Here is a 12,103-nt window from a genome sequence, read left to right as displayed (position 1 = left end):
TGTCCTTCTAGGTTAATTCAATATAATTTGTACATTTACTTCGTAATGAACGAACAGCACAACATATTACTTCCTGTGGGCCCTAATGCCCAAGTACGTCCATTCGCTCCCCGTCGCCGTCGCCCGTAAGGGTACTACACATGTTATGGAATTAGGTGAGTCCAGTTCCGCAAAAACCGTAAAAACAGTTCGAAATTTCAGTAAAATACCTCAGCAATGAATATTGTTGTTGCCAATCAATCACATTTTAAATTCGCTCAAATCATCTGCGATACCATTGCCGATTCGGCAAAGGTACGCGGTACGGGTATTGCCAAACGCACACCGGAGTACATCCTCAAAAAAATGGAAAACGGTAATGCCGTAATCGCTTTGGATAAGGATAAATTCGCCGGCTTCTGCTACATTGAAGTATGGGGGCATGACAAGTACGTTGCCAACTCGGGCCTCATTGTACACCCGGATTACAGGGCGCAAGGTTTGGCAAAAAAAATCAAGCAAAAGATATTTGAGTTATCTACGGAAAAATTTCCGGATGCCAAGATCTTTGGTATTACGACCGGGTTGGCCGTCATGAAAATCAACTACGAGTTAGGCTACAAACCGGTCACATTCTCTGAGCTTACCGATGACCCTGAATTTTGGAAAGGCTGTCAAACCTGCAAAAATTTTGATGTTTTGACCCGAACCGAACAAAAGATGTGTTTGTGTACCGGCATGTTATATGACCCCACCACGAAAGCAAAAGAGAAAGAAAAGAAAGTGAACGGTAAAGCATTCAAACGATTAAAAAGTATAAAGGAGAGTTTATTCCTAAAGAAAAAGAACAAATAACCCTGTCACATCAAGCGGAGTCGAGACGCGTTACGCATAGCACTTCACCTGCCGATAGCTCAGACTTGAACAGACAGCTAGAGAAATACCATTATGAAGAAATTAGTACTTGCCTATAGTGGCGGATTGGATACAAGCTACTGTGCCAAATACCTAAGTCAAGAAAAAGGATTTGAAGTTCATGCCGTAAGCGTGAATACCGGTGGATTTTCGTCCGAAGAAATCAAATCGATCAAAGAAAAGGCACTGCAGCTAGGGGCGACTTCCTATACCTCCATTGATGCTGTACAGACGTTTTATGATAAGGTGGTCAAATACCTCATCTTCGGGAATGTCTTAAAAAACAATACGTATCCGCTTTCCGTAAGTGCGGAGCGCATTGTACAGGCCATTGAAATTGTCAATTATGCCAAAAAGGTCGGGGCCGAATATATCGCTCATGGAAGTACCGGGGCTGGTAATGACCAAGTGCGATTCGATATGATCTTTCAGATTATCGCGCCTGAAATCAGTATTATTACACCTATCAGGGATAACAAATTAGCCCGGGAGGAGGAAATCGAATACCTCAAACAAAATGGGGTGACTTATTCTTGGGAAAAAGCAAAATATTCCATCAACAAAGGACTTTGGGGAACCTCGGTCGGTGGGGAAGAGACCTTGACTTCAGAAAAACCGTTACCTGATTCCGCTTACCCCAGCCAACTTGAAAAAAAAGAACCTTCCGAAGTGCAACTCACCTTTGAAAAAGGAGAACTAGTCGCTATTGACGGCGTCAAGGATACGCCCGTGGCCAATATTGAAAAGTTGGAAGCACTGGCTTGTAAATATGCTATTGGCCGGGACATTCATGTTGGTGATACGATCATCGGTATTAAAGGACGAGTCGGTTTCGAGGCCGCAGCAGCCCTTATTATTATTAAGGCACATCACCTATTGGAAAAACATACCCTCTCAAAATGGCAGCAATATCAAAAGGAACAGCAAGGGAATTTCTACGGTATGTTATTGCACGAGGGCAACTATTTGGACCCCGTCATGCGAAACATCGAGGCTTTTCTGACGGATGCCCAAAATACAGTTTCCGGAAATGTTTTTGTTGGTCTGTACCCATTCCAATTCCGATTGCACGGAATCAGCTCTGAACACGATTTGATGAACGCTTCTTTTGGGAGCTATGGCGAAATGAACAAGGGTTGGACAGCCGATGAAGCAAAGGGCTTTATTAAAATTCTCTCGAATTCAGGAAAAATATACACCCATGTTAATCCAACTTGAGAATGCATTCTAAAAGACAAACGATTTAAGAAAGAGAACAAAATGATCAAAGCAGGTATCATAGGCGGTTCCGGTTATACGGGAGGGGAGTTGATTCGAATACTACTGAATCACCCAAGCGCCACAATAGACTTTGTCTTCAGCACTACAAGAGCCGGAAAACCGATTTCATCGGCGCATCCTGATCTATTGGGCACCACCGACATGGACTTTACCGGTAAGGTAAATCCAGAAGTAGATGTCGTATTCCTATGTCTTGGACATGGAAACTCGACCAAATTCCTAAAGAGTAACTCGTTCTCGAGGACTACAAAAATCATTGACTTAAGCAACGATTTTAGATTGCGGGAAGACTCCATCTTAGACGGCAAACCATTTGTCTACGGTTTGCCCGAATTGAACAAAGAAGCCATTCAAAAGGCAAGTTATATCGCAAATCCCGGATGTTTTGCCACTGCGATTCAATTGGCATTACTTCCATTGGCCAAAGCGGGTCATCTCGAAAATGAGGTTCATATCAATGCCGTCACTGGTAGCACCGGTGCGGGTGTAAGTCCAAGCGGAACTACCCATTTCAGTTGGCGTAACAACAATGTGAGCTGGTATAAACCCTTTACACATCAGCATTTGGCCGAAATCAAGCAAAGCATAACCTCTTTGCAAGACGAAACCGGGGAATTATTTTTCCTTCCAAACCGGGGGAATTTTACTAGAGGCATTCTTGCAACGGTCTATACACGGTTCGAAGAATCAGAGGATAAGGCCATTCAATTATTCCAAGATTTTTATTCCGAAGCTGAATTCACTCAAATCACATCGGCACCCATCCATTTAAAACAAGTAGTGAACACAAATCAATGTCACATACATTTACACAAGCACAATGACACGCTTCTAATGACCTCTGCCATCGATAACCTATTGAAGGGCGCGTCAGGGCAGGCCGTGCAGAACATGAACCTGATGTTCGGTATTGCCCAAAGTGAAGGGTTGAAATTGAAGGCAGGGGTTTACTAAAAAGGAATTAAAGAAATAGAAAATATGAAAATAGCCATTATAGGAGCAGGAAATCTTGGTTCATCCATTGCGAAAGGAATACTTAATTCCAAGGGGTCGAACTATATCTACCTCACCAAAAGAAATCCGGGTGAAATCTACCAATTTGAGCAGTATGGAAACGTCATCATCACCTCCGACAATAGAGAGGCGGTAAAAAACTCCAACGTTCTGATTTTTGCGGTTCAACCCAGTCAGTTCGAGGCAATCCTTGTCGACATCAAAGATTTGCTGAAGGCAAAGCATGTCATTATCTCTACGATAACCGGATTTAGCATTGCGAAGATAGAAGGCATTATCGGCGCGAAGCACCACATCGTAAGAAGTATGCCCAACACAGCAATTTCTATTGGGAAATCGATGACTTGTATGTGTAGCAATGAAAAGGGTAAAAGCAGAATCGATTTGGCAAAGGCAATTTTCAATCGCATGGGGCATACGATGGAAATCCCCGAACAACAGATGCAAGCCGCTACAGTTATCTGTGCCAGTGGTATTGCCTTTTGGATGCGTTTGATGCGTGCTACCACCCAAGGAGCCATCCAATTGGGGTTTGATGCAAAAGAAGCACAAGAACTGGCAATGCATACTTGTAATGGTGCTGCCGGACTATTAATAGAATCAGGCAGTCATCCAGAGGCGGAAATCGACCGGGTAACCACACCCAAAGGATGTACTATTCAGGGATTGAACGAAATGGAACACCAAGGATTGAGTTCTTCCTTGATCCAGGGGATTATTGCCTCTTTTGAGAAAATCAGTAAAATAAGGGATCGTCAGCTCTAGGATACGAAAATATGCAACCCAGTATTGAACTTGAATTAAAAACTATGAATTTATTCGATGTATACCCCCTTTACGAGGTAACCCCGGTTTCGGCCAAGGGCATTGTTGTTACTGATGACAAGGGTCAAGAATACCTAGATTATTATGGGGGCCATGCGGTTATTTCCATAGGGCACTCACATCCGCATTATGTCGCCCGGTTAAAGGAACAACTGGATAAAATCGGGTTCTATAGCAACGCCGTGAAAAACCCATTACAGCAAGAGCTTGCCAAAAAACTAGGTATGCTTTCAAGTTGCCAAAACTACAACCTCTTTCTCTGCAATTCGGGAGCCGAAGCCAACGAAAACGCTCTGAAAATGGCCTCCTTCCATACCGGAAAAAAGAGGGTTATCGCCTTTAAGAACGGATTTCATGGGAGAACCTCCGCAGCAGTAGCGGCTACCGACAACGAAAAGATCAACGCTCCCCTGAACAAGCAGCAAAAAGTAACCATACTGCCGTTCAATGACAGTTCTTCCTTTACAGTGGAAATAGAAAAAGGCGATGTATGTGGTGTCATTTTAGAGGCTATCCAAGGCGTCGGCGGATTAGATGAACCCGCAACGGAATTCTATCGCGAAGTCGCGGCGCTATGTAAAAAACACAAGGTCGTACTGATCGCCGATGAAGTACAGTCAGGTTTTGGAAGAAGTGGTCAGTTCTTCGGATTTCAACATCACGGTATCCAGCCCGATATTATAAGCATTGCCAAAGGGATGGGTAATGGCTTTCCCGTTGGTGGAATTTTGATTCATGAGGATATCAAGGCCTCCTATGGCCTTTTAGGAACCACTTTTGGCGGAAATCATTTGGCCTGTGTTGCAACCCTGGCCGTACTGGAAGTCTTGGAAAAAGAGCAGCTGATAGCCAATGCAGCACAATTAGGAGATTATTTTCATCAAAAAGCGGCCGAAATTCCACAGGTAAAACGGGTAAAGGGGCGCGGACTCATGCTCGGATTGGAATTTGATTTCGAAGTCGCTGAACTTAGGAAAAAACTAATTTACGAGCATCAGCTATTCACCGGAGGGGCAAAGGACAAATATGTGTTACGGATTTTACCAGCGCTCAATATCACCCAAGGGGATATTGACATCTTTTTTGATGCCTTAAAAATAGCATTACAGTGAGAAAGCAATTGAACAGTACACAACGCAACGCGGTTTTGACCACTATGGCAACCTTGGTCGCCGAGAGGCAGACAGACATCATCAAGGCCAATCAAATGGACCTAGAGAACTATTCCGGTGGCGATATCGCGATGAAAGACCGCCTAAAAGTCGACCAGGCCAAAATCGATGGTATGATCGCGTCCTTAAAACAATTGGCCTCGGAACCTGACCCTTTGGGTATCGAACGATTTGCTACGACCCACGAAAACGGAATACACATCAGCAACAAAACGGCACCCTTTGGGACCATTCTTATCATTTATGAATCGCGGCCTGACGTGACCATCGAAGCAGCAGGAATAGCCTTCAAGTCAGGTAATAGCATTTTATTGAAAGGAGGAAAAGAAGCGTTGCACAGCAATTTGATTCTAGTCGATCTATGGCATCAGGCCCTACAAACACATCACTGTGATACCGATTGGGTCAGCTACCTGCAATTCACTAGAAGCGAAACCCAGAATTTTCTAGTTCGGCCTTCCCAAAAATTGGATTTAATCGTTCCGCGGGGTGGTGAAAAATTGATTGCCTTCGTAAAGCAGTATGCGCAATGTCCGGTCATTGTCAGCGGACGTGGCAACAATTTTGTCTACGTTGATGCCGAAGCCGATTTGAATATGGCCTTAGAAGTTATCGTCAATGCGAAAACTGCTAAAATATCGGCGTGCAATGCCTTGGACAAGGTGCTCATAGCCTCCAATCTGGATCGAAAACATCAATTTCTACAACAATTGGTTCAAGAATTAAAAAAGAGTAATGTCGAAATATTTACGGACGAAGCTTTGTTAGGTCTTGCCGGAACCAATCCTATTTCAGAAGAAAGTATTTGGTATGAAGAATTTCTCGACTATAAAATTGTTATCGGACAAACCGCGGAATTGAATGAGGCCATAGCTAAAATAAACAAGTTTAGCGGCGGCCATTCGGCCTCTATAATTACGGGGAACGAAGAAACTGCGGCACACTTTATGAACAATGTGGACTGTGCCGCCGTATACCACAATGCTTCCACGCGATTTACGGATGGAAGCCAATTCGGCCTAGGTGGCGAACTTGCCATTAGCACCGATAAATTACACCAAAGAGGCCCGATCGGCCTCCAACATTTAGTGACCAACAAGTGGTATGTAACCGGCAGCGGACAAATCAGATAATCATGGCCAAGAAGAGAATCTTACTGAAAATCGGCTCGAATACGTTGACCAAGGAAACCAACCAGATTTCTCGGGGAAAGATCGAGGATATCGGCCGACAGATCGCCGAACTCAAGGACTCCTATGAATTCATCATTGTTAGTTCAGGGGCAATCGCCGCGGCAAAGCAGTTCGTAAAACTGGAACATAATGGTCAAGAAATCAATATAAAACAAGCCTTAGCAGCAATCGGACAACCGCACTTGATGCGTATTTTTCAAGAAAACTTCAGGGAGCTTGGGCTGTTCACTTCCCAGTGCCTGTTGTCGTACTCCGACTTTGAGAAACCGGAATCCCAAGAAAACATCAAGAACACCATAAATATCTTGGTGGCCAATAATTTCATTCCAATTATCAATGAGAACGATACGGTTTCCACAGATGAAATACAATTTGGAGACAATGACAAATTAGCGGCGCTGACCGCGGCGTTATTACAGGTAGATCTACTATTGATCGCTACCAATACCGACGGCATCTATACCAAATCATCCTTCAAGAATGGGGAATTTCAGACGATTACGGATATTTCACAGATCACGGACTTGGAACAGGAGGTACATTCCGGGAAATCGTCACACGGTACAGGCGGAATGCAATCGAAAGTAGAAGCGGCGACAATCGCGCAAAAAGCATCAATAGAAACCTGGATCGTCAACGGGTTAAAAGACCACTTCATTACCGACGCCTTAAACGGCATCTCAAAACACACCAAAATAAAAGCATGAAACACTACCTCTCGATACAGGATATCGACACCTTACCAGCATGGGTTGATGAAGCGCAACAGCTGAAAAAAGACCCGACGGCCCATAAGCATCTAGGTGGCGGAAAAACAATTTGCCTCTTGTTCTTCAACAATAGTCTTAGAACGCGTTTGAGCACTCAAAAAGCAGCATTGAATCTGGGAATGGACGTACTGGTGATGAATTTTGGAAGCGAAGGTTGGCAGTTGGAATTCGGGGATGGTGTGGTTATGGACCAGGGCAAATCGGAACATATTAAGGAGGCGGCCCAGGTAGTTTCACAATTCTGTGACATCGTAGCCATTCGGGCATTCGCTTCGCTCGCGGATAAAGAAAAGGACGAAGCGGAGATAGTCCTCAACGGCTTCATGAAATACGCGTCTATTCCTGTGGTGAACATGGAAAGTTCCGTGGGGCACCCATTACAGGCGCTGGCCGATGCTATTACGTTAGAGGAACATCGAATAAAATCGCGCCCAAAGGTAGTTCTCTCTTGGGCACCGCATCCGAAGGCCTTGCCACATGCCGTCGCAAATTCCTTTGTGGAAATGATGGCATTACAAGAAGCGGACTTTGTCATTACGCATCCAAAGGGATATGAGTTGAATCCGGCTATTACGCAAGGAATTCCCATCGAATATGACCAAAAAAAAGCCCTTCATAATGCTGACTTTGTATATGTAAAGAACTGGAGCAGCTATACCGAATACGGAAAAATATTGAGTCAAGACCCGGAGTGGATGATGACATCTAAAAAACTGGGAGACGCCAAGTTCATGCACTGCCTACCCGTACGAAGAAACGTGGTCGTTGAAGATGCCGTTTTAGATGGCGCACAATCATTGGTCATTGAGCAAGCCAACAACCGAACCTATGCGGCACAATTGGTTTTAAAAAAAATATTGGAAACCAAATAAGATGAGTTTGAAACTAAAAGGTAAAATATGTATCATAACCGGGGCAACTAGCGGAATGGGTAAAGCGATCGCTGAACGATTTCATGCCGAAGGGGCAAAACTAGTTTTATCCGGAAGAAATGAGAAACGGGGTGACGCCTTGTCAAATACATTTAGCGATTCGGTTTTCGTTGCTGGTGATGTCAAAGATGTAGCATACAATACAAAACTAGTTGATGTAGCCCTTGAAACATTCGGCAGTCTTGATATTGTATCAATGAACGCAGGTGCCTTAGGGCTTGGCAGTGTCACCGATTTGCCCATTGAAAGTTGGCAATCTACCCTAGACACCAATCTGAGCTCCCTATTCTATCTTTCAAAAGCTGCCCTTCCCTATTTAGCAAAAACTAAAGGGAATATGATTATCAATGCCTCCATTGCGGCATACAAAAGTTTCCCCAGCCACCCGGCCTACTGTGCTTCAAAAGCCGGTGCGCTAGCTTTGATGAAACAAATGGCCGTAGAATACGCCCCCCAAGTTCGAGTCAATGCCATCTGCCCCGGGCCCGTGGATACGCCCTTGATATGGGACTCGGCAAAAGCCTTTGAAAATCCGGCAAGTGCGGTGGAAGATGCAGCTAAGGCCACTTTGATGAAACGACTTGGACAACCTGAGGATATTGCCAATCTGGTCTTATTTCTGGCTTCCGAGGAAGCTTCATGGATAACAGGAACTGCAATGAACATTGACGGGGGAATACTAAACACATAACATGGCACAAGAACTATCCATTATAAAAATAGGAGGTAATATCATCGAGAATCGAACCGAACTGGTCGCGTTCTTGCGGCTATTCGCTTCGTTAAAAGACCCCAAGATCTTAGTCCATGGCGGGGGCAAACTCGCTACACAATTGGCGACAAAATTGGGTATTGAATCGAAGTTGGTCGGGGGGCGAAGAATCACCGATGCCCAGACTCTTGAAGTCATCACGATGGTGTATGCCGGCTTGACCAACAAAAACATTGTTGCCAAATTGCAAGCTAATGGCTGTGACGCCATAGGATTAAGTGGTGTAGACGGCAATGCCATACAAGCCCATAAACGCCCTGTAAAAGATATCGACTATGGTTTTGCCGGAGATGTAGACGGTGTAAATAGCCCATTGGTCTCAACCTTGTTGGAGCGTGGTCTGACCCCTGTGTTTTGTGCCATGACCCATGATGGCAAGGGACAACTATTGAATACGAACGCCGACACTATTGCCTCGGAACTCGCCATTGGTCTAAGTGGTATTTACAGCACGACCCTGTTCTATTGCTTTGAAAAAAAAGGGGTGCTCATGGATATCAATAAGGAAGATTCGGTCATCACACATATCGATTCAAAAAAATACCAACAGCTATTAAATGATGACATTATAGCGGAAGGAATGCTTCCGAAACTGACGAATTGTTTTCATGCGCTGAAGAAAAATGTGGGCAAGGTATGCATAGGGCATCCCTCTATGTTAACTACAAAAGACGAAATTTTTACGACGATTACCTTATAGTATGACACAGAACGAGCGAACGGAAAAGGCCTTACAACTCCTGAAACAATTGATTTCAATACAATCTTTTTCCTCCGAAGAAGACCAGACCGCCGACGCGATTCAAGACTGGCTCAAAAGCTTTGACATTCCGTTTGAACGGATGCAGAACAACGTCTTCGCCAAAAATAAGTACTGGAGCAATACCAAGCCCACGCTTTTGCTCAACTCACATCATGACACAGTCAAACCCAACCAAGCCTATACCAAAGACCCCTTTCATCCACATATCGAAGAGGGAAGACTCTATGGTCTGGGCAGCAATGATGCTGGGGGCTGTTTGGTTTCTCTACTCGCGACTTTCACGCATTTTTATGACAGGGAAGACCTCAGCCATAATATTCTAATGGTGGCTTCTATGGAAGAGGAGAACGCCGGAAAAAATAGCCTAAGGGGATTACTGCCCCACCTTCCTAAAATCGACGTAGCCATTGTAGGCGAACCGACCCTAATGGATCTGGCCATTGCCGAAAAAGGACTCATTGTTTTTGATGCTGTAGTCAAGGGAACCCCTTCACATGCGGCACATCCGAACGACGACAATGCCATTTACAATACCATAGCAGTCTTGGAATGGTTCAAGCAGTACCGTTTCGATAAGACCTCTGAGGCACTCGGTGAGGTAAAAATGACCGTGACCCAAATCAAAGCCGGGAGTCAACATAATGTAGTACCATCACAGGTGGAATTGGTTATTGATGTAAGGGTCAATGATGCGTATTCCAACCAAGAGATAGCCGACTTATTAAAATCGGAAGCCCCTTGCGAACTGCAAGAACGCGGACTAAAATTAAACTCTTCCAGAATAGACAAAGACCATCCTTTGGTACAATCAGGTATCGCATTAGGCCGCAAAACCTATGGTTCACCTACCCTCTCCGATCAGGCAGCCTTGACTTGTCAGTCTTTAAAACTAGGACCTGGAGATAGTAGGCGATCACATTCCGCAGATGAGTATATTTACGTGCACGAAATCGAGGAAGGCATCGATCTGTATATTCAACTATTGGAGGGGTTTTTAAAAAAATAAATACAAACACAAGATTCAAAGTCAAACTCAAAACCTCTGTATTTGCATTTGATACTTGAACTTGAAAACGATAGTCCACATTGGTGCGACGAGATGAAAAATAAACACAAACGCAATACTCAAACACAAGCTCAAAACCCTTGTATTTGTATTTGAGTTTGAAATTGAAATTGAACTTATGAAACTCTGGGATAAAGGATTCAGCACAGATAAAAAAATAGACCTTTTTACGGTCGGCAATGATCGTGAGCTCGATTTGCATTTGGCAAAATATGACATCATCGCCTCGAAGGCTCATGCAAAAATGTTGGGTAAGATCGGATTATTGACGACTGAGGAAACAGAAGCCTTGGTTGTCGAATTGGACAAAATGATCGCAAAGGCCGAGGAGGGCACATTCACTATCGAAGATAATTTCGAGGACATGCACTCCAAGATCGAATTTCAATTGACTTTGGCTTTGGGCGATACCGGAAAAAAAATACATACCGCTCGCTCCCGAAACGACCAAGTACTTGTCGCCATGCATCTCTACCTAAAAGACGAACTCACTGAAATCAAAGCGCAGACGAAAACACTGTTCGACTTATTACTGAATTTAGCGGATAAATACAAAAGAGTGCTGTTACCCGGGTATACCCATTTACAAATCGCCATGCCCTCGTCTTTCGGATTGTGGTTTTCGGCTTATGCCGAGAGTCTGATCGATGACCTATACTTTATCGAGGCGGCCTATAAGGTAGCTGATCAAAATCCACTGGGGAGTGCAGCAGGTTATGGAAGTTCCTTTCCGATCGACAGAAGTCATACCACCGAGGAAATGGGTTTCGAAACCATGAAATTCAATGTGGTCGCTGCTCAAATGAGTCGTGGAAAAGTTGAAAAAGCGACGGCCTTTGGTATAGCTAATATTGCCGCTACCCTTTCAAAACTGTCCATGGATATTTGTTTGTATATGAGCCAGAATTTCGATTTCATCTCGTTTCCAGATGAGTTGACCACGGGCTCGAGCATTATGCCACACAAAAAGAATCCGGATGTTTTTGAGTTGATCCGTGCCAAATGCAACAAACTACAGGCCGTACCGAATCAATTGACACTGGTGATCAATAACCTTCCTAGCGGATACCATCGCGATCTGCAATTGGTGAAAGAAATCATAGTTCCTGCAATTCAAGATATGAAAGCCTGTTTGGAAATACTTACGTTCAGCTTGAGGGAAATTAGGGTCAATGAAAACATCATTGAGGATCCGAAATATGATTATCTATTTAGTGTAGACACCCTAAACGAACTGGTACAAGAGGGCATGCCATTTCGAGATGCCTACAAACAAATGGGTCAGGAAATTCAAGCAGGCACCTTTAGTCCGAAACGAAATATCAAACATTCACATGAGGGTAGTTTGGGGAATTTGTGCCTGGAAGAAATCAAAAAGAAGATGGCCTTATTATTCTAGTGTAGTATAGACCAAATTTCAC

The 12,103-nt window shown here is 44.1% G+C and carries 12 protein-coding genes; all 12 read left to right on the top strand.

Annotated elements, in window-relative coordinates; translation table 11 throughout:
- Positions 1 to 216 precede the first annotated feature (216 nt).
- Positions 217 to 834: a GNAT family N-acetyltransferase gene (locus ACKWCA_RS08410; protein WP_413977732.1), complete on the top strand. Its 618-nt coding sequence runs from the start codon at positions 217 to 219 to the stop codon at positions 832 to 834.
- Between the two features lie 93 nt (positions 835 to 927).
- Positions 928 to 2,112 carry an argininosuccinate synthase gene (gene argG, locus ACKWCA_RS08405; protein WP_413977731.1) on the top strand — a complete coding sequence of 395 codons (1,185 nt, stop codon included), beginning with the start codon at positions 928 to 930 and terminating at the stop codon, positions 2,110 to 2,112.
- A 42-nt stretch (positions 2,113 to 2,154) separates the two neighbouring features.
- The gene (gene argC, locus ACKWCA_RS08400) at positions 2,155 to 3,129 is read left to right on the top strand and encodes an N-acetyl-gamma-glutamyl-phosphate reductase (RefSeq protein WP_413977730.1); all 975 of its coding nucleotides are present in this window, start codon (positions 2,155 to 2,157) and stop codon (positions 3,127 to 3,129) included.
- 24 nt (positions 3,130 to 3,153) lie between these two features.
- A complete protein-coding gene (gene proC, locus ACKWCA_RS08395) occupies positions 3,154 to 3,954 on the top strand; it encodes a pyrroline-5-carboxylate reductase (protein WP_413977729.1) in 801 nt (266 codons plus the stop codon).
- A 44-nt stretch (positions 3,955 to 3,998) separates the two neighbouring features.
- Positions 3,999 to 5,126: an aspartate aminotransferase family protein gene (locus tag ACKWCA_RS08390; protein ID WP_413977728.1), complete on the top strand. Its 1,128-nt coding sequence runs from the start codon at positions 3,999 to 4,001 to the stop codon at positions 5,124 to 5,126.
- Complete coding sequence (locus ACKWCA_RS08385) at positions 5,123 to 6,319, top strand: glutamate-5-semialdehyde dehydrogenase (RefSeq protein ID WP_413977727.1); 1,197 nt, start codon at positions 5,123 to 5,125, stop codon at positions 6,317 to 6,319. Before ACKWCA_RS08390 ends, ACKWCA_RS08385 begins: the two co-directional genes overlap by 4 nt.
- 2 nt (positions 6,320 to 6,321) lie before the next feature.
- On the top strand, positions 6,322 to 7,086 hold the full coding sequence (proB, locus tag ACKWCA_RS08380; protein WP_413977726.1) for a glutamate 5-kinase: 765 nt from the start codon (positions 6,322 to 6,324) through the stop codon (positions 7,084 to 7,086).
- Positions 7,083 to 8,021, top strand: coding sequence for a Rossmann-fold NAD(P)-binding domain-containing protein (locus ACKWCA_RS08375; protein WP_413977725.1), 939 nt, complete (start codon positions 7,083 to 7,085; stop codon positions 8,019 to 8,021). Before proB ends, ACKWCA_RS08375 begins: the two co-directional genes overlap by 4 nt.
- A gap of 1 nt (position 8,022) precedes the next feature.
- The gene (locus ACKWCA_RS08370; protein WP_413977724.1) at positions 8,023 to 8,772 is read left to right on the top strand and encodes an SDR family NAD(P)-dependent oxidoreductase; all 750 of its coding nucleotides are present in this window, start codon (positions 8,023 to 8,025) and stop codon (positions 8,770 to 8,772) included.
- A gap of 1 nt (position 8,773) precedes the next feature.
- Entirely contained in the window at positions 8,774 to 9,553 is a 780-nt protein-coding gene (gene argB, locus ACKWCA_RS08365; protein ID WP_413977723.1) for an acetylglutamate kinase, read from the top strand.
- A 1-nt stretch (position 9,554) separates the two neighbouring features.
- Positions 9,555 to 10,622: a M20 family metallo-hydrolase gene (locus ACKWCA_RS08360; protein ID WP_413977722.1), complete on the top strand. Its 1,068-nt coding sequence runs from the start codon at positions 9,555 to 9,557 to the stop codon at positions 10,620 to 10,622.
- A 178-nt stretch (positions 10,623 to 10,800) separates the two neighbouring features.
- On the top strand, positions 10,801 to 12,081 hold the full coding sequence (gene argH, locus ACKWCA_RS08355) for an argininosuccinate lyase (protein ID WP_413977721.1): 1,281 nt from the start codon (positions 10,801 to 10,803) through the stop codon (positions 12,079 to 12,081).
- Positions 12,082 to 12,103 lie beyond the last annotated feature (22 nt).

Source organism: Maribacter corallii, assembly GCF_047345415.1.
GTDB lineage: Bacteria > Bacteroidota > Bacteroidia > Flavobacteriales > Flavobacteriaceae > Maribacter_C.
This window is presented reverse-complemented; position numbering and strand designations above follow the sequence as displayed.